The following is a 20,284-nucleotide window of genomic DNA, read 5'->3' as shown; positions in this document are numbered from 1 at the left end:
TATGTATATAACTCATGCCAATTCAATAATTGAAAGCATAAAAAATAATAAAGGATTTGAACTTTATATATCAAAAAAAAGTTCAAAAACTAAAGAAATCGAAAGACTGGCTAAAACACAAAATGTAAAAATAATAAGAATAAGTACAAATGAACTTGAAAAAATTCTTAAAAACAAAGATCACAGAGGATTTGCATTAAAATTAAAACTTGAAAAAAATAAAAATGTTAAAACACAAACCAAAGATTTTGAAAACTTACTAGAAACATTTAAAAAAAAAGAAAATGCTTTCATTTTGCTTCTAGACGAAATAGAAGATCCCCAAAACTTTGGAGCAATCCTTAGAACAGCAGAACAGTTTAGTATAGATCTTGTAATTACTACTCAAAAACGTAGCGCAAAAGACAATTCGACAGTTTTGCGCACTAGCTCTGGCGCAAGTCAATATGTAAAAAAAATAACAGTGACAAACATAAACAACACAATAAATCTATTAAAAACACACGGCTTTTGGATATACACTAGCGATATTAAAGGACAAGATATAAACAAGCTCAAAATAAACGACAAAAAAATTGCACTTATTTCAGGAAATGAAGGAAAAGGTGTACACAAGCTAATAAAAGAAAATTCTGATTTTTTAATAAGGATCCCAACTAGCGGCAAAATAGACTCACTTAATGTCTCTGTGTCTACAGGCATTTTAATCTTTGAAATCAAAAGGCAATTAAATCTACTCTAAAGCATTAAATTAAATAAAAACTTCATTTAAAACCAAAAACACCTTAATAAAAACTATTTTAAAAAATTTCCCAATTCAACAGATGCAATAAACCCCTCAGCAGCAGCAGTAATAGCTTGGGCATAAAGCTTGTTACTAACATCTCCGCACGAAAAAACACCATCAACACTTGTTTTAACAACATCTTTAGTAATAATAAATCCTTCTTCATCCAAATCTAAAAATCCCTTTAAAAATTCTGTATTCGGCTTATAGCCAACAGCCATAAATACAGCACTCACTTCTAATTCATAAATAAAATTATCTTTTTTATTAAAAATCTTAACCGAAGAAACAGAATATTTGCCATCTACCTCTATAGCTTCTGAATTATACAAAATTTCAATATTGGGTAATTTAGCAACACTATCTTTTAGCATAGCAATAGCTCTAAGTTTATCTTTTCTTACAATAAGATAAACCTTGTCCACCAATTTGCTTAAATAAATTGCTTCTGAAAGGGCGGTATTACCTCCACCAATTACTGCAACCCTTTTCCCTTTAAAAAGATGTCCATCACAAATAGCACAAACCGAAATACCCTTATTCCAAAATAAATCCGAATTTTTAAGAGTTTCAAGTTTTTTGGGTTTTGATCCCACGGCAATAATAACAGCTTTACTTTTATAAATATAATTTTCTGTATAAAGGTAAAAAATATTATTCTTCCTTTTTATAGAAAAAACGGTTTCGGAAAAAGTTTTAGCCCCAAGATTTACTACTTGCTCTCTCATATTTAACATCAAATCTCTACCACTTATTCCATTTTTAAAACCAGGATAATTATAAACTTCTGTAGTTGTAGTAAGCTGTCCTCCAGGTTCAGGGCCTTCCAAAATAGCAGCCTTATAATTGCTCATAACAGAATAAATCCCAGCCGTTAGCCCAGCTGGGCCAGATCCTACAATTATTACATCTTCAACAAATTCTACCTCTTTTCGAGATAAATTTTCCTTTTTGGGAAGATTCATCTCAATAGTTTCAAATTCTAACATATCTAAACTTCAAGCCTCTCTTAAAAATTTGAATATTATTCTTAACGTTGCTAAAATTAATATTCAATGCTTAAGATCGACTCATAAGTTTGTTGATATTAACCTCAAAAACAGAACATGGAATAAAAATACCAAAATTATTTAAAACATAAGGTGAAATTTCGCCAAAACTACCTATATTAAAGCCTTCAATCAAAATATCCGCTCCCCTACCATTAATATAAAAAGTGGTTTTTGATTCTATTAAACTAATATCAATATTTAAATAATAAAAAAGCGTTGCAACAATTGAATTAATTTCATTAAAAGAAATTTCTTTACCAGATATTAAAAAAGCTAAATTAGTAAAAGTGATTGTTCCCTCAATAGTATCCAAATTCTTTAAAGCTACATTGCCAACTTCAAAAATTTTATGTGGATAAGGAAAATTAGAACTAACGCTTTCTGATTTTAATAAATTAGGAATTATTGATGCCCTAATATATTCATAACTCTCTGTCATTGGATTAGATACTTTTAAAAAATTTTGATCATTAATATTCATTTTGTCAATAAAATCTTTCTTAGAGCCCATATAATTATAAATCATCTCTTGAAATCCCATACCCACCATTAAATTTCTAACATTCCTTGAAAACTCTTCTAAAGCACTAAGCCTTCCCACTGCAAAAGCCTTGGGAAGCTCTGGATGAAAACTTGAAAGACCTTCTCCTATCATTACATCTTCAATTACATCAACCTCATGAAGAAAGTCATTTCTATAAAAAGGTGGAATAATATAGTTTTTCAAACCTCTAGAATAAGAATTTACTCCCATTTTTTTCAAACTAAGGCAAATACGCTCTAATGTTAAATTGCCTCCAAGCAATCTATTAACATTTTCAACATTAAACTCTACTTCTTCTTGAAAATAATAAGGACATACTAATTCTTCAAAATCTAAACCAAAAGGCTCTCTAAACACAGTTTTTACGGGCAAAATTTCAAAACCCATATCATAAAAATCACAAGCTGCTACAGATAGCGCTAACAAAGTTGCTTCAAAATCGATACCCGTAACCTCAATAAATAAATCAGTATCACCAACCTTTAAAGATCCAATATTGTTAGAATTAATTATTGGAGGATAAGATACTACATTATTGTTATCATCTAATAATAACGGATACTTATCGAAATTTTTGATAATGTGGGAATATTCCAATCCTTTGGGATGCTTTTCATTTATTTCTAAAAGAGAAAGCTCGTAATCCATTCCCAGAGGAACAAATTTGTGATTAGGAGATGATGCAACATACCTTATTGGGAATTTAATAAAATCAGAATTATACATCCCCATTGCAACTCTTCTTCTCTTTTGTCCATAATTTTGACAAAGTTTTTCTTGAAATTGAATTAGTGTCTCAAGCATTCTATCATCAACAATCAATCCTTTTGCCAAAAATCCAAAAATAAATGGTCTGATTTGAGACATTTTTCCATCCACTAAAATTTCACCATAACAATTTTTAAAATCTCCCCTTTTTGAAAAAAAATCATAATAAGGCATTTCTCCAAAAAAATAAGTTTTTATCTGCCTAGCAAGTCCTGTATAAGACCACAAATCTGGCCTATTTGTATCATTAAATTCTATTTTGATTTTTCCTGAACTTTCATCAAACCCATCAAATTCCGCTTTAAATGGCTCAAGTAATTCTGGAATATCTAAATTTGTAAAATTTTTTCCTATTTTATCTAAAAAAAGATTTTTATAAATTTCTACCTTTGGCATCTATCTTTCCTCGCCTCAAAATAACATCACCAATATCATAAGTAAATAGATCTCTTAAATCATTTAGACCCAAGTGCATTAAAGCCATTCTATCTATTCCAATCCCCCAAGCAATAACAGGTAAATCAATACCCAAAGGCTTTGTAACTTCCGGCCTAAAAATTCCACTTCCTCCAAGTTCAAACCAGCCAAGAACAGGATGTTTCACATGTATTTCAATCGAAGGTTCAGTAAATGGAAAATATGCAGGAACATATTTAACTTCTGTAGCGCCCGCAAGCTCTTTGGCAAAAATTTCAAGAAGGCCCAGCAAAGTTTTAATGCTAACACCATCCTCAATAACAATCCCCTCAGTTTGATAAAAATCTACTCCGTGAGTTGCATCTACTTGATCATATCTAAAACATCTAATAACTCCAAAATATCTGCTTGGACTTTTGGCATTAATTAATTGTTTTGCAGAAAGAACAGTACCATGGGTTCTTAAAACTAATCTCTTAGAAAGATCTTCGCTAAAACTATATCTCCAACCTCTTGAACCTGTTGCATATCCTGTTTCATGGGCTAATTTTACATTAGAAAAATAAGGTTCGGGTAAAGATTTTTGCATGCTAGGATCTGAAATGTAATAGACATCCTTAATATCACGAGAAGGATGAAATTGGGGCATGAAAAGAGCGTCGTTGTTAAAAAATTCTGTTTCTACTAAAGGACCATCAAACTCTTCAAAACCAAGCCCTACTAATTTGTCTTTAATTTTAGAAATATAATCTAAATAAGAATTGGCACGCCCAATAAAAGTTTTAGCTGATGGAATATGAATATTATAAGCTCTAAATTTTTTATTCTCATATGTTTTATTTTTTAAAATTTCAGGAGTAAGCTTAGCAAGCTCATCCCCAGTTAATTCACTTCTCATTAAAAAATTTTTAACTTCCAATCCAAAACTAGATAATCTAAACTTTAAATCAAGTTTTTCTATTATTTTAAAAAATACAGAATCTGCTCCTTTTTTCTTAGCAAAATTTGATATTAATAAAAGCTCTTCGGTTGTCAAACTTTCTCTAAGAAGATCGCTACTTTTTGCTCTTTCTAATAAAACACGTATTTTTTGATAATTAGCCTCTATACCGTCTAAACAATTTATAATAATCTGTTTATTCGAATCAAGAGAAAGAATGCCCTCTTTTAACAAACTGCCAAAAGCCTTTCTCACTTCTTTAGTATCAATATCAAGCTCTAAGGCTAAATTTGAAGCCAGCACTGCCTTTCGAGATACTAGATTTATTATTTTTTCCTCAACAAACCCATCTCTTAAAGCACTAAGACCCCTTTCTGTTGCCTTATAAAATACATTTAATTTCCTATAAATCTCTTCAATAATCCTTTTAGAATTTAACCATTCAATTGTTTTATTTGCCTGACCTTCATTAAACCCTAATTTTTCAATAATAATTGAAGCAGAAATATCGTCCTCTTCTTTATTATTTAAAATTACTTTAATCTCAAGAGGATGCAATGTTTTTATTAAATTTAAATCTGCCTTCATAAATATAACCTTCAGTCACCTTTATTACTTATACCAAGCTCTAAAATAAGCTCAACTTCCCCAATAGATAATTTGGTAGCTCTAGAAATCTCTTCAGCACTCCATCCTTGCCTCATCAGCTTTATTACAGAATTCCTAACAGTTTCATTATTAAGACCAACATTATCTTGATACTTAGAATCAGTTTTGACAAGAATGCCAAGAGTTTTTATTCTCTCTTCTGCTGCAATATTTAAATTTTCTAACCTTGTCTCAGATTTCACTACCTTCTCTCTCATGGTCAAAGTATTTTTCAATCTATTTTCAATATCTAAGAGCATTTCCTTTAAATTCTGAGCATTAATCAACACCTCTTCTGACAACCCTTTGTTTAATAATAGACTTGAAACAACATTTTCCATATCCTTGAGATTGTCTTGAAACTTAGCGCTCTCTTTGCTTAAAGTATTAAATCTTTTCTCCACTTCATTTATTAAATCAAAATTTTTATCAACAGACTCTATAGTGCTCTTTAATATACCCTCTTTATTGCTAATTCTTTCATAATTATCAAGAATAGTTCTCTGCTCGTCAGCTATCTCTTTTATTTTAGCTTTATAAATTTGCATTTCATCATAAGATTCAATTAAACTTTTATATCTACTATCAAATAAAGAGTAAAATTCAAAAAATCTATTAAAATCATTCTTAATAGATTTAATTGATTCTTGTTCCAACTTTAATGCATTAAAAGTTTCAACAATGCCTAATGTTTCTTTTTGAATATTATAGAATTCTTTGTTAACATTTTCAAAATTATTTTTATATTCCTGAGCAAGATCTATCTCATTTTTTAAAGTTTCCCATAATTTTTCCAACTTATCCTTAAGAGAATAAGCCTCCAAAAATATCGAATTATTTTTTTCAAGCTCAGCATCCAGTTTTTTAAAATTCTCAATTTGATTTTCAATTTGAAAATTTATTTTATCATAACTGTCTTCAAATTCTGCTCTCAAATCAGATTTATATTCAACTAAATTGTCTTTAATCTCGCTAATAAATTTATTAAATTTAATATCACAATTTAATATTTTAGATTCAAGTTCTAAAATATTAGTATCAACTTCTTTCAATAATTTTTTATGGTTTTTGTTGAATTCAGCCTCAAATTTATCAATTTGCTCTTGTAAGCCATTCTTTATGGTTTCAATCTCTAATGTTGAATGTTTTAAACTTTTTTTAAGCTCATCCTCAAGTAAACCGAACTCAGATTTTATAGATTTAGAAAACGAATTATATTCATTATCAATTGATGTCTCAATATTATTTCTGTATAAGCTAATTTTTTCAGAAAATTCTGAAATATTTTTATTCATTAATTCAATTTGACCTTCAAAGCTTTCTTTATCACTAGAAATTACATCAACCATTTCCTGCCTTGCCTTATCAAGATTAGAAGACAAAGTTGTAAATTCATGCTCTAATTTTTGATTAAGTTCAAAAATCTTATCTTCAAGATCCTTTTGCTGAGTTAAAAATTTCACTTCTGCCTGAATTAAGATGTCTTCAGTTTTCTTATTAACCTTTTCATCTATCTTTTCTACTTTAAAATCAACAAATTTTTCAAGATCTAAAACTTTAAGATTTAATGACTCACCAATATTTTTAAAATCGAGATGAACTGATTGTTCAATTTTTTTAGCCTCGTTTTGCAAATTGCTAAAAATCTCTTCAGCCTTAATCTCAAAACCATCTTTAAAAGATTCTAAACCAATCTTAACATTAAAAATATCATTCTCAAATGATCTGATTCCAAGTTCAGCAAGATTTATTCTCTCCTCTATTGTGCTATAAGATTTTTCTTGCCAATTTTTTACATCACCTTTAATATTTAAAAACCAAGAATCAATAATGCTTTGCTTATTATTTACAAAATCAACAAATTCATCTACTTTCCCGGTAATATTGGTTTCCATTAAAGCTATCTCACTCTGCATATCTTTTTTTTTGGAAGAAAATTCTTTAGTAAAATCCAAATAAAAATTTTCTTTATCTTCTTTCATTTTTTGTTCAATATCTAAGCGGAAACTTTGAATAAGCTCTGTTTTGTTTTCCAAATTTTTAGACAAATCATATTCTAAATTTTGAATTTTATCATTATATGAGGCAATAAAGTTTTCTAAAGAATATTTAAGCTCTTCCCCTCTAATTTTCAAATCTTTGAAAAAGTCTTCTTCTAATAGTTTAAGATGCGATGAAACATTGTGATAAGACTCTTCTTTTAATCTAATAACATCCTTTTCAATATTATTTAAATCAGATTCAAGATTTTTAAGATTTTTCAGTTGAGATTCAAGTTCAAAAATCATCTCTTTATTAGATCTCTTAAACTCTTCATTTAAAGTTGTAATATAAGAATTTAATCTCTCTGAAAACTCATCGTACATATCAGCATACTTTTTCTCAAGTCCATCATATTGACTTAAAGCTAAATTATCAATGGCTTTAATTTTGTTGTCAATTTTATTCTCTAAATTTAATTGCCCTTCATTACACCTTTCTTCAAGTTCAACATACTTAAGATTAAAATTATTGGCTATTTTATCAATACACCCACTCACTTTATCATTCAAATCTTTCTCTATGCTATCAAAAGTGCTCTCAATCGATTTTAAAGAATCAATTCTCTTGTGAATTTCATTTTCATACTTTACAATGTCATCATTAATTAAAGTATTTACCTTTTTTATACAAAGCTCAAAATGATTTTTTATATTCTCTTCAACGCTTACCTTAATCTCTCCAAATTGAGAATTTATAACACCATAACAATCTTTAATTTTATCTTGCAATTCTTTTTCAAGCTCTAAAATATCTTTTGATCTTTGCTCTATTATCTCAAAATTATTATCCATTTCAGAAATCTTAATTTGCAAATTTTCATCATTGCTTGTAAGTGTTTTATAGATTTCATCTCTAATTTTTGAAATAGCTCCCTCACTTTCAATTAGAAATGTAGAATATCTCTCTTCAAAATTACTCTCAATAAGTTTAAATCTTTCCTTATAAAGATCATTTAAAAACTCAGACTTGCTCTCAATATTATTTTTAAGATCATTTGTTATCTCCCCAAATCTCTCTTTTGCTTGCATAATATCACTATCAATCGTTCTCCTATAATCAATTGCTTCTTCTAATCTAGATTTATAATACTGTTCAATCTCTTTAACAAACTCGCTAATTTTTACCTCTCCAGCATCTGTTAAATCTTTAACTTTCAATTCAAATTTTTCAACTTGATATTTTGATACATCAAAAGATTCCTTAAGTTTTTGAAGGTTTTCATCCATACTTTTGCTAAGACTATCTATTCTATCTGTTAATCTTCTACTTAGATTTTCAATCTCATGCATTATTTCATTTTCAAGTTTACTAGAAATATTTTCTGAATACCCCCTATAATTAGATATCACCTCATTATATTTTCCATTAATTTCTTTGTTTATATCATTAAACTTTACACTAAGAGAATCAAGAGTAATGTCTATATTAGCCTGAAAAGAAGCAATATCGGTTCTTTTATCCTGCAATAAACTATCAACCTCTTTAACAAATTCCTCTGAATTATTTAAAACTGAAGCAAATTTCTTTGACAAATTTTCCTCAAGTTCTCTAGTCTCTTTATTAAAATGGTTCATTATGTCTTGCAAAAGCTCATCAGAATATATAGCACCTTGATTTCTAAACTCATCTATTTTCTCAAGATAATAACTCTCAAGACTTTCTATGGAAAATCTAAGCTCTTTAATTTTTGTAGTCACCTCAGAATCTATTAAATCCAAATCAACTTTGCCTGAAGACAATAAATTTTCAATTTTAACAGTTATTTCGTTTAATTTACTTTGCCAATCACTAAGCTTACTGTCTACTTCATTGTTAATTAAATCCTTCCTGTTTAAAATATCTTTAGAAATTCTATCTAAAAAATCATCAATTTGCTTTTGATTGTCCGATTTTATATTAGAGACAATTTGCAGTTTTGACTCAATAAATTCATTAAGATCAGATTTAAAATTATTTAAAATATCTTCTGATTCAATCTTGAAATCTTTTAATTTATAATCACATTCTTCAATCTTGCTTATAACAAAATTATTCTTATCATCAAATTTTTTATTCAAATCCTCAAGCATAAATACACTTTTATCTTTAATTACTTCTGTTTGCCTATTAATAAATTCTTTAATTCCTAATATAGCCTCATCACTTTGTGAATATGACATATCTTTTAATTCTTTGTATTTTTCTATCACCAAACTCTCAATATCGCCTGTTTTTAATAAAACATATTCCATTCTATCATTAACATCTTTTTCTAGATTTTCAATTTTTAAAGTAGCAGATGATAGTAACTCTTCACTAGAAATCTTAATATCAAGTAAAGATTTATTTAAAGCAATAAGCTCATCTTTCCAACTGCCATGCATATCAATAGCTTTTTTTTGAATATGATCTGAAAGATCATTAAAAACGCTCTCGCTAAGTTCTATTCCTTTGTCTTTTTGAATCTGAATTAAACTTAAAAATTCTTCATTTGTTTTATTTATTTGAGATTCAATATTTTTTAAATTAGAATCTATTTTATCTTGCCACTTTGAATATTGAAGTTTGCTTTTTTCTAGCTGAGCAACAAAAATATTTATTTCATCGTAATAACGATCCTTAAACTCTATTATATTCTTATCAATTTCCTCTTTAATGTTAATTAAAATGGCATTAAAATCTCCCTTTAAAGTCTCCTGAGTTTTTTCAAACATATTATAAAAAGATCCAATTTCATTTTCTAATTTTTTGTTTAATTCTTGAAATCCTTGATAATTATTGATAGCTTCTTGAGAGAGTGTCTCAAATTTCTCACCATAAATTAAAGAAAACTCATCCATTTCTGCTGTTAATTTATCTGTAAAGCTATTATATTTAGATTCCATTTGATCTTCAAATTTAGAGCTACTAGAATCCAAAGATTCAAAAAGAGCTGTGTACTTGGCATTTATATTATCACTCAAATTTGAGTAACTATTATTAAACCTACCATTAATTTCTTCAAAATTAGAAATTAAATTATCATTAAGCTTAACAAGCTTGTCTTGAACATTTGAATCAACATCTAAGAGTTGAGATTCTAATTGCATTTTAAGTTGATTAATATCACCTTTAAAACTTTCACTAAATAATTCAATATCTGCCCCAAACTTACTTTTAAATTCAAGATATATTCCATTAGAATCATCTTCAAGTCTCTTAATTAAATCAATAGCACCTACCTGAACACTTTCCATTTTAGAATTCAAATCTAACAAACTAAGATCTACCCTTTCTCTAATATTATTATCAACTTGACTTATTTTATCTTCATAATCCTCATAAATATTTTTAAGATTCAACTCAACTTGAGATCTAAATTTATCAAAAACATCATCAACTTGCTCCTCATACTTTACCATCTCTATTCGCATTGACTCTTCAAGTGAATTAATTCTTGAATAAACATTGTCTTTAAAAGAAGAACTCATGGAAGAAATCTCATTGTCCACTAAAACCAATTTATTTTCAAGTTTATCTTGAATTTCCTTAGAGCGATCATCAACATATGTAAAGATATCCTTAAATTTATTTTGTAATTCTTCATTTAGTCTATTTAAAATAAAATCTTCTTTCTCATTAATTTTATTCTTTACGCTCTCCATAATAAGCCCTATAGAATCTTCTATTAACTTATATTTGTTTTCATAAAAAGTAAAAGAATTTTCAATCTCTTTGCTATATTTGTCAATATTAAACTCGACCTTTTCAAGAAAATCATTAAATTCTAAATCTAATTTCTCATTACCCTTAACTAAAATATCCTTTTTTCTCTCTTCAATATTTGCTAAATCTTTTTCATAAAGACTAATCTCTTTATTCAAATTATCCATTTTAAAAACAAGTTCTTTAATATTAGTGTCAAACTTTTCCCAACTAGCAATTTTAATAGACTCGAGATTTTCTTTATTAGTCTTGTCAAATTTTTCTAACACAGAATTCAAATTTGATTCAACCGAATCAATCTGAGTATTAAATCCTTTTAAAGTTTTTGAAAGTTTATCTACTATTTTCCCGTCAACCTGCAATCTTTGTATATTCTCTTGAACTTTAAAAGTCATCTCATCAAGATCTTTAAGCATAGAATCATGATAAGCTATCTTTTTTTCAACCTCTGCAAAATCATTGCTCTTATTTCTAATCTTTTGCTGAACTTCCTCAATCTTTTTTATTATTTCTATACTAGACCTTTGATAAGCTTCCATATCAACAGCAAGATCATTAATCTCTTTTGTCTTATCTTCAATAAAATCTTCAAGATTAACCTTTGTAAGATCGACAAACTTTTTAATTTTATCTAATGCTCTAGAACGTTTATCATATTGTCTATAAACAAACAAAACTATTGAAACTAAAAAAAGATTAACCAAAATAGTCGCAAAATCTATCATAAAATATTTTACCCATATTCTATATATTCAAACGTATATATTCTCTTAAGTCTTTATAATCATGAAAAATAAAATCAATCATCCCTTTGTAATTTATATTCTTTTTTGAAAAAAAAGCTGCTTTCATTGAAACATTTTTAGCGCCTAAAATGTCATATTCATAAGAATTCCCTACATACAAAATATTTTTACTATTTAAATTCAAATCATCAATAACTTTTAAAAAAGGTGCTTTATGTGGCTTTAAATATCCAGTATCTTCTGAGGAATAAAGAATATCCCAAAAACTGTCTTGAATGCCCAATAAATTTTTGACACGACCTAAAATAGGAAAGTCTGACATTACTCCCAATTTTATTCCCTTAAATTTAAGCCAATAGATTAAATCTTGAACTCCAAGATATGGCTTGAGTTTTTTAAACTTGTCGCTAAAAATCTGACTGTAATATATTTTATTTAATAAAAAAGCACACCGATTCTCATCAAGATTTAAATATTCAGAAAGCATTTTAACCTGAAGAGAAAACAATTCATCCCTATTTGAAGTTGAAAATTTATTGCTTTGTAAAATTCGTATTTTTTTTCTAATCTGTTTAAAAGCTAAAAAAAACTTGAGATTAGTTAAGAATTCAAAAAACATTAGTTTATTTCTATCCACCTCAGGATACAAGGTGCCATCTAAATCAAATACTACAGCTTTAATCATGATGATTGATTATTTGCCTTTATAGGTATAGGTACTATTGGTAAATTTTCAGGAACCTTAACTCTAACTAAATGAATATAAGATTTTGGATATCTTTTCTGAAGAGACTTGATTGAAGTTTCAGCATTAACCTCGTTAACAGAAACTCTAAAAATCCTATTTTCATCAAGAAATGGAAGAAAAAAAACAACATGCTTGTGAAGCATCATGCTTGATAAATTGTTAACACCCGTGCTAATAGATCCTAAATAAATATATCCAGGCTCATCTAAAGCCAAACTATATAATAAAAACTCTAAATTTTCAATTTTATAACCACGATTATCAATATAATCAAAAAACTTAATATTATTGACATCATTTTCCTTGATTTTAGATAAATTTAAATCCACATTAATATTATTTATCCTATAAGCAATATTGCGAATCCAATCAAGACCAAAAAAAGGATCCTTATTAAATTCTTGACTTTTAGTAAAACCACTACCTCTAACACCAATATGCCTAAGCTTAAGATCATCAATTCTTAAAAGTCTTCCTGTTATTGATTTATAAATCGAATCTGCCACCCATTTAACAAATCCCGAGCAATTAAATCCCACAGGATCTTTTTGCAATAACCCAGTTTCTATATGCACCATTTTGCCATACTCATCCATTGCGCCATCAACAACCTCAGCAATAGGAAAAGATATAAGGGATTCCCTTAAACTAATTACCATATTAGAAATATTTTTATAAATATCAAAATATTCAGGAATAAAATATCTAAAATCAATAACCCTACTAATATAATTTATTATATTCCTAAGAGAAATTACTGCAATGTCTTCAATCTTAAAAGGCAATTTAACGTCTTTATAAATTAAAGTATTTACCAAATAAAAATCGGCACTAGAAGAAAATTTTGCAGACTTTATCCTAATAAACGTATCCCCTCTGTTTATAAAAAATATTTTTATCTGTTCAATACCATCTTTGCCCACTTTAATCACATAAGACCCTGGAAAAATATAATTCACATTCTTTTTTTTATTAAAAAAAGAATAATAAACATGCCCAGAAAAAACTTTACTTGAAACTTCAATGTAACAATCTTCTGTAATAAAATGTTTTATTGGACTTATTTTTTTTTGCACATAGCTTGAATTAAAATATTTTGAATATTTAGTCCTTACATCAAAATCATAAAAAAAACTCTCAAACGCAAATAGATTTAGACTCTTAATTATTAAGAATAAAAATATATATTTCACTTTAAATCTCTTATTTTTTCCTTTAATTCTACTAAAATTGGAATATTTTTATATCCAATTTTACGCAAATTATTTACTAAATAATTATAGTAAGAATTTGGAAAATTCTTTATTTTATTTGCAAAAAGAATAAACTTAACAGGATTAGTGCTAACTTGTGTAATATATTTTATTTTATGAGAAATATTTAAATGATAATCCTTAATCCATAAATTTAACATTTTATTTAGATCTGGAGTACTGGTTTTAAGCTCAATCTGATCTTTTAACTTCAAAGCTTCTTTAAAAAGGGAATCTAGACCTATCTTTTTATGAACAGAAATTCTAAATATAGGGGCAAAATCTAAAATAGGAAAAAAAAACTTCACACGACTCTTTAAGGCTTCAAAATGCCCTTTAGATTCCTCCACAAGGTCCCATTTGCTAAATACAATAATAATTCCCTTCCCTTTTTTAGTAACATAATGAGCAATCTTTTTATCCTGAGAAGTTAATTCTTCTTTAACATCAATCAACAAAAACACAATATCTACCATGTCAATTACTTTCAATGCTCTATTAACAGAATAATATTCAACAATTTCATTTACTTTTGCCCTTCGCCTTATCCCAGCTGTATCAATAACCTCAAAAACTTTCCCATTTCCAGTAAACTTAGTTTTAATAAAATCTCTAGTAGTACCAGGTTGATCTGAAACAATTGAAATTTCATTTCCAGATAAATAATTAATAAGAGTAGATTTGCCTGAATTGGGCTTACCTATAATCCCAACCTTAATATCAACTTCATTCTCAATATCAGCTTCACCAGCTTCTATTTTTAAAAAATCTCTAAGCTTAGTAATACCTCGACAATGAGCCGCACTAACCAAAAAATAGCGCTTGAACCCTAAATTATGAAATTCATGAGCCAAACTTTCCTTATCTTTAGTATCTACTTTGTTTAAAACCAAAATTACCTTACTACTATATTTTCTTAGTCTTTCAATAATCTGATAATCTTCAAGTAAAATTTCATTAATATCTAAAACCAATAAAATTAAATCAGCTTTTTCTAAAGAGCTTAAAACCTTTTGCACAACAATTTTGCTAATCTCATCTTTTAAGATCGTAAATCCACCAGTATCAATTAATTTAAAACTAAAAGAACCAACCTTACAAACCTCTTCAACTAAATCCCTAGTAACACCGTAAGTACTCTCAGTAATACTTCTTTTTGCATCTAAAATTCGATTAAATAAAGCAGATTTACCAACATTTGGTCTACCAACAATAAGAACCTTTTTATAATTAAGCAAAGCAAATACACCCCTTTATTTATTCCGATATTTCCATTATAATAGCAAATATTAGTATTTATGCCAATTACACGTGAGTGTTTATATTGAAAAGAAAAAAAAGTTCAAGCTCAACCAAATCAGACATACTTTTAATTTTAATTGCTATTGTTTTAACAATAATTAGCGTACTATTAATAACTAAAAATTCGCTTATTATGCATATTTTTAAAGAAAAAAATTACGATAATAGTTTATTTGAATCAAGCCAAACACAAGATAATAAATTAATTGAAGCTAAAAAAACCACCAATAAAAATACAAATGTAAAAATACTTAAAAATGAAAGTTTTTTAATCCAACCACCAGAAATAAAAAAACTTGAAGAAGAACTCAAACAAAATCAAAGAAATAATAACCTTAAAAACAAAAAAATTATTAAACTTTATTTTATAAAAGTCACTCCAGAAGGTTATTTCTTAAGACAAACTGTAAAAAGAGCTATATATTACGACAAAAATATTCTTGAAGAAACACTAAAATCTTTAATCAAAGGCCCAAATGAATACGAGCTAAAAAATAATTTTTTAAGTTTAATTCCTATAAAAACCAAACTCTTAAACTTAAACCTAAGCGAAGGAATTGTCAAAATAAACTTATCTAAAGAATTTTATGAAAATAGTTTTGGAATTGAAGGAATAATTAATCAAATCGCTCAAATAACCTTAACATGTCTTGAAATTAAAGGAATTGATGGAATAATTTTAACAATAGAAAATAATCCAATAATACTTGAAGAATTAAACTTAAATTTTTCAGGAATATTAAATAAAAAAACTTTAGACAAATATTAAAATTCAATATTGCTAAGCAATTGCATAGAACTTGCAATATTTAAAACACTTGACTTAACAACCAAAAACATGAATTCTTGATTACCTTTTTTACCTTTAGTTTTTAACTTTAATATATTTTTAACCTGTAATTTATTTTTATAGAACTTTTTAATTACGCTTTGCAAAATTATCTTCAAATACTTACCATTCACAACACCATTAAAATTTTTTATATCTAAATTTAAACTTTTAAACTCAAACTGAGGCTTAATCAAAGCTATAATAAAATTATCATAAAGTTTATCTATTAAATTTACACATATGCTTATTGATGATCTAAAAGAAACATCTACAACTGCAAAATTGGGAACAATCTTAAATTCTGTAACATCAAAAATGTTAGTTCTCTCTAAAACTTTAACTCTTGGATCAATTCTCAATTTATAAGAAAGTTGATTAATACCCACATCAATTGAATAAACAAAATTGGCACCACACTGCAACAAACAATCAGTAAAACCACCGGTTGAAGAGCCAACATCAACACAAATTTTATTTTTAACTTCGATCTCAAAATACTTAAGAGCCTCTAAAAGTTTGTACCCCCCCCTTGATACAAATGTTTGACAAGCATTCTCAACCAAATCTATTTTACTTGTTTTGTTTATTAACACTTTAGGATTTTTTTCTTTATGAGAATTTACATATATATTACCCTTTAGAATTAAAATCATTAATTCTTTTCGTGTTTTTTCTGGATACCTTTTACAAAGTATATTTAATAAATTATTTCTGAATCCTTTCAATTTTTAAAGCACGGCCTGTCTTTAAATTAGAAGTAATAATAACTCCTTGTAAAATTATGTCATCTTCCACAACTTCAGCTCTTAAAGGAATATATTCAAGCAAACATTTAAGAGAAATATCGGGATTAAATCCTATTACAGAATTTAATCCACCTGTCATCCCAACATCACTAATATAGGCTGTCCCTTTTGACAATATTCTTTCATCTTGAGTCATAACATGGGTATGAGTACCGACCACACCTGTTACAAAACCATTTAAAAAATATCCAAAACTTTCTTTTTCATAATTACTCTCAGCATGAAAATCTACAAAAATAGTTCTAGCCTTATTACTCAACATATTAACCAATTTTTTTGTATTATCAAAAGGATTCTTAACAATAAAATTCATATTTAAACCCCCTTGAACATTAACAACAGCAACCTTTTCATCTCTAACAGTTAGAAGGCAATAACCATGCCCATCTAACAAATCTGAAAAATTATTTGGCCTTAAGATATACGTTTGTTTATTTAAATAATCATTTATTTTATAATTAGAATACACATGATTGCCAGTAGTAATAACATTAACACCTGACCTAAAAAGATTATTTGCTATTTCTGGAGTTATTCCAAAGCCATTTGAAGAATTTTCTCCATTAGCAATTACCAAATCTATTCTATATTTGTTCTTAATGTTTTTAAGATTAAAAAAAACTTTTTTTAATCCACTCTCGCCTATTATATCCCCAATTATCAAGGTTTTAATAGTGCTATCTTGCATATTCAATAACTCTGGTTTCACGAATAATTGTAACTTTAATTTTTCCAGGATATCTCATTTCAGCTTCTATCTTCTTAGCAATGTCTCTTGCAAGTAAAATTGATTTTTCATCATTAATCAAGGCATTGTCAACAATAATTCTAACTTCACGACCAGCCTGAATAGCATAACATTTTTGAACACCTTCAAAACTATAAGCAATGTCTTCAAGTCTTTTAAGTCTATTTATATAGTTATTTAAACTTTCCCGCCTTGCTCCAGGACGAGATGCTGAGATGGCATCTGCTATTTGAACCACAATAGCCTCAAGACTCTCTGGCTTAACCTCATTATGATGAGCAGCAATAGCATTAACAACAATTTCGCTCTCTCCGCAACTTTGAGCAAGTTCAGCACCAGTAATAGCATGTCCCTCACTATTATCAGAAATACTTTCCATCCCTTTCCCAATATCATGTAAAAGACATGCTCTTTTTACTACAACAGGGTCTAATTTCATCTCTTTGGCTAAAATTTCTCCTATTATAGCCGTTTCTTTAGAGTGGCTTAAAACATTTTGACCATAACTACTTCTAAAGTAAAGCCTTCCCAACCCTCTAATAAGTCTTTTATCAAGCCCATGTATATTAAGGTCAAAAACTACTTTCTCACCTTCTTCTTGAATAATGCTATTTATCTCATTGGTAACATTATACACGACTTCTTCAATCCTGGCAGGATGAATTCTGCCATCTGTAACAAGTCTTTCTAAAGTCCTCTTAGCAAGCTCTTTTCTTATTGGATCAAAGCAAGATATAACAACAGCTTCAGGCGTATCATCAATAATAATATCTGCTCCTATTAAGGTCTCAAGAGCCCTAATATTACGCCCTTCTTTACCTATAATCCTACCTTTCATCTCATCATTAGGCAGTTCAACAGAAGCTACTGTAAACTCAGAACTTACCTCCGTAACAATACGCTGCATAGTAGATACTAAAATATCTTTTGCAACCTTATCTGCTAATAACTGTGCTTCCTGTTCACTTTTATTGATAATAGCTTGAGCATCTCTTCTAGATTCATGCTCAACTTTTTCAATTACAATTTTTCTTGCATCTTCTCTTGTAAGACCAGAAATATTCTCCAATCTTTTAACAAGCTCGGCCTCTTTTTCTCTTATTACTTTTTCTTTTTGTTCAAATTCTTTAATTTTAAAATCAACTCTAGACTGCTGTTTATCAAGAGCAGATATTCTCTTATCTAAGGTTTCTTCTCTTTGTAATAATCTTTTTTCTAGATTAACAATTTCATTTTTCCGATCTCTTATATCCCTATCTTGCTGGTTTTTTTCTTTAAGCATTTGAGATTTTGCATTAGCAATAATTTGCCTTCTTTCATTTTCTATCTCTAATTGTGATTCTACTCTTACTTTTTTCAGATTTTTTTCTAAATCTAATAAAGACAATCTACCTAAAAAAACTCTTACTAAAAATCCTAATATAAAGCCAGCAAAAATAGAAGAAAAAATAATATATATCATATCATTCAACTCCTATGCTGTTTAAAAGCAATTTAAACTTTAATCTTTAAAACAGTGCGCTCAAATTATTAATTATTCAACTTTTAAAGGCTTTTCAACTAATTCTAGGATAGCCATTTCAGCCGAATCTCCATATCTTTTCCCTAATTTAATCATCCGAGTATACCCACCACTTCTTTGTCTAAAAACAGGAGAAATTTTGGTAAACAGCTTATTTAAAATATACTTATCATGTATAAATTTTGATAATTCTCGCCTATTATGCACAGTATCAACTTTTGCCTTTGTAATTAATCTTTCAGCAAATCTTTTAACTTCAAACAATTTTGCCTTAGTAGAAGAAATTTTTTCATGCTTTAAAAAAGAAATTACCATATTTTTTAAAAGCGCTCTCCTGTGACTAGACTTTCTACTTAATCTATTAAAACCCAATTTTGTTTTCATGAAACAGCCTAAACTCTCCTTTTATTCAGATATTTTAACATTCTTGCTCAATACAGATAGAGCATCTTCTTTAGACATTCCTAAATATAATCGATAAGAACCAAGTTTTTCGATTATCTCTTCTAAACTTTTTTTTCCAAAATTTCTAGCTTTAGAAAGCTCTTCTGCGTTTTTACTAATAAGTTCTCCTAAAGTTCTAACATTTTCTTTAGCTAAACAATTTAAAGACCTGACTGACAAATTTAATTTCTCAATACTCATATCAAGCAAGTTAGAACTTTCTGATTTTGATTTCTCAAAAGATGTATTAACATTCTCTTCAAAATCAACAAGGGGAAATAAAAACTCTCTTACTATTGATGCAGCCTTTTTTATTGCATCTTTGGCGGAAATCACGCCTGTAGTCCAAATTTCCATTACAAGCTTGTCATAATCTGACCTTTGACCAACCCTAGTATCTTCTACAGAATATGAAACTTTCTCTATAGGCGAAAATATAGAATCCAAAGCAATAACATTAACTTCTTCTAAATACTTAGAATTTTGCTCAGAAGAAACATAGCCTCTACCATAATTAATTTGAAATTCAAAATCTAAATTCACATCATGTGATAAAGTAGCTATAACTAAATCTTTATTAAAAACCTCAACTCCATCTCTTTCAAAATGAGAAGCTTTCAAAACATTGGTATCCTTGCCACTAACACTAAAGCTTATTGTCTTTCTTTGCTCTCCTTCTCCAAGTTTCAAATGGATATTTTTAATATTAGCAATAACCTCAAGAGTATCTTCAGAAACTCCAGGAATCAAATCAAATTCACTTGAAACAACCTTTGACGAGGAGTCTTTATTGCTAGACTGAACTCTCATAGCAGTAATCGCATACCCTTCAATAGAAGAAAGTAGCACGCGCCTTAAAGTATTACCTATAGTAATCCCAAAGCCTCTTTCAAAAGGATATATCGTAAATTTACCATAAGATCCATCACCTTGGCTTTTCAAAAATTCAATTTTTTCAGGTATAGTGAAATCTTTCAAAAATTTTTCCACAGGCATCATA

The 20,284-nt window shown here is 28.0% G+C and carries 14 protein-coding genes; 2 read left to right on the top strand and 12 right to left on the bottom strand.

Annotated features, from left to right (window positions below; translation table 11 throughout):
- Window position 1 precedes the first annotated feature (1 nt).
- The gene (rlmB, locus tag Bmayo_RS02595; protein ID WP_075552187.1) at window positions 2-742 is read left to right on the top strand and encodes a 23S rRNA (guanosine(2251)-2'-O)-methyltransferase RlmB; all 741 of its coding nucleotides are present in this window, start codon (window positions 2-4) and stop codon (window positions 740-742) included.
- 53 nt (window positions 743-795) lie between these two features.
- Here the strand turns inward: rlmB and trxB are convergent, their stop codons facing one another.
- The 7 genes from trxB to der all read right to left on the bottom strand — a co-directional run bounded on the left by trxB (window position 796) and on the right by der (window position 14,868).
- Window positions 796-1,776: a thioredoxin-disulfide reductase gene (gene trxB, locus Bmayo_RS02590; protein ID WP_075552186.1), complete on the bottom strand. Its 981-nt coding sequence runs from the start codon at window positions 1,774-1,776 to the stop codon at window positions 796-798.
- Window positions 1,777-1,846: 70 nt separating this feature from the next.
- A complete protein-coding gene (pheT, locus tag Bmayo_RS02585) occupies window positions 1,847-3,547 on the bottom strand; it encodes a phenylalanine--tRNA ligase subunit beta (protein ID WP_075552185.1) in 1,701 nt (566 codons plus the stop codon).
- Window positions 3,525-5,096: a phenylalanine--tRNA ligase subunit alpha gene (pheS, locus tag Bmayo_RS02580; RefSeq protein WP_075552184.1), complete on the bottom strand. Its 1,572-nt coding sequence runs from the start codon at window positions 5,094-5,096 to the stop codon at window positions 3,525-3,527. The genes pheT and pheS overlap by 23 nt, the downstream gene beginning before the upstream one ends.
- Window positions 5,097-5,107: 11 nt before the next feature.
- Complete coding sequence (locus Bmayo_RS02575; RefSeq protein ID WP_075552183.1) at window positions 5,108-11,608, bottom strand: SpiroCoCo family coiled-coil protein; 6,501 nt, start codon at window positions 11,606-11,608, stop codon at window positions 5,108-5,110.
- Between the two features lie 19 nt (window positions 11,609-11,627).
- The gene (locus Bmayo_RS02570) at window positions 11,628-12,314 is read right to left on the bottom strand and encodes an HAD family hydrolase (RefSeq protein ID WP_075552182.1); all 687 of its coding nucleotides are present in this window, start codon (window positions 12,312-12,314) and stop codon (window positions 11,628-11,630) included.
- Complete coding sequence (locus Bmayo_RS02565) at window positions 12,311-13,570, bottom strand: DUF8515 domain-containing protein (RefSeq protein WP_075552181.1); 1,260 nt, start codon at window positions 13,568-13,570, stop codon at window positions 12,311-12,313. The genes Bmayo_RS02570 and Bmayo_RS02565 overlap by 4 nt, the downstream gene beginning before the upstream one ends.
- A complete protein-coding gene (der, locus tag Bmayo_RS02560; RefSeq protein ID WP_075552180.1) occupies window positions 13,567-14,868 on the bottom strand; it encodes a ribosome biogenesis GTPase Der in 1,302 nt (433 codons plus the stop codon). The genes Bmayo_RS02565 and der overlap by 4 nt, the downstream gene beginning before the upstream one ends.
- 86 nt (window positions 14,869-14,954) lie before the next feature.
- Here der and Bmayo_RS02555 point away from each other — a divergent pair, with 86 nt between their 5' ends.
- Window positions 14,955-15,701 (top strand): GerMN domain-containing protein, encoded by a 747-nt coding sequence (locus tag Bmayo_RS02555; protein WP_075552179.1) that lies wholly within the window; start codon window positions 14,955-14,957, stop codon window positions 15,699-15,701.
- Here the strand turns inward: Bmayo_RS02555 and Bmayo_RS02550 are convergent.
- The 5 genes from Bmayo_RS02550 to Bmayo_RS02530 all read right to left on the bottom strand — a co-directional run bounded on the left by Bmayo_RS02550 (window position 15,698) and on the right by Bmayo_RS02530 (window position 20,280).
- Window positions 15,698-16,489 (bottom strand): TlyA family RNA methyltransferase, encoded by a 792-nt coding sequence (locus Bmayo_RS02550; RefSeq protein WP_075552178.1) that lies wholly within the window; start codon window positions 16,487-16,489, stop codon window positions 15,698-15,700. The two genes, Bmayo_RS02555 and Bmayo_RS02550, sit on opposite strands and share 4 nt — an antisense overlap.
- Entirely contained in the window at window positions 16,470-17,258 is a 789-nt protein-coding gene (locus tag Bmayo_RS02545; protein WP_075552177.1) for a TIGR00282 family metallophosphoesterase, read from the bottom strand. Before Bmayo_RS02545 ends, Bmayo_RS02550 begins: the two co-directional genes overlap by 20 nt.
- Window positions 17,248-18,780, bottom strand: coding sequence for a ribonuclease Y (gene rny, locus Bmayo_RS02540; RefSeq protein WP_075552176.1), 1,533 nt, complete (start codon window positions 18,778-18,780; stop codon window positions 17,248-17,250). The genes Bmayo_RS02545 and rny overlap by 11 nt, the downstream gene beginning before the upstream one ends.
- Window positions 18,781-18,852: 72 nt before the next feature.
- On the bottom strand, window positions 18,853-19,224 hold the full coding sequence (gene rplQ / locus Bmayo_RS02535) for a 50S ribosomal protein L17 (RefSeq protein ID WP_075552175.1): 372 nt from the start codon (window positions 19,222-19,224) through the stop codon (window positions 18,853-18,855).
- A 21-nt stretch (window positions 19,225-19,245) separates the two neighbouring features.
- A complete protein-coding gene (locus Bmayo_RS02530) occupies window positions 19,246-20,280 on the bottom strand; it encodes a DNA-directed RNA polymerase subunit alpha (RefSeq protein WP_075552174.1) in 1,035 nt (344 codons plus the stop codon).
- Window positions 20,281-20,284: the final 4 nt, after the last annotated feature.

Origin of the sequence: Borreliella mayonii, from assembly GCF_001945665.1 — a bacterium.
Taxonomy (GTDB): Bacteria; Spirochaetota; Spirochaetia; order Borreliales; family Borreliaceae; genus Borreliella; species Borreliella mayonii.
Note: the sequence above shows the minus strand (reverse complement) of the source record. Positions and strands in the feature narration are given on the sequence as shown.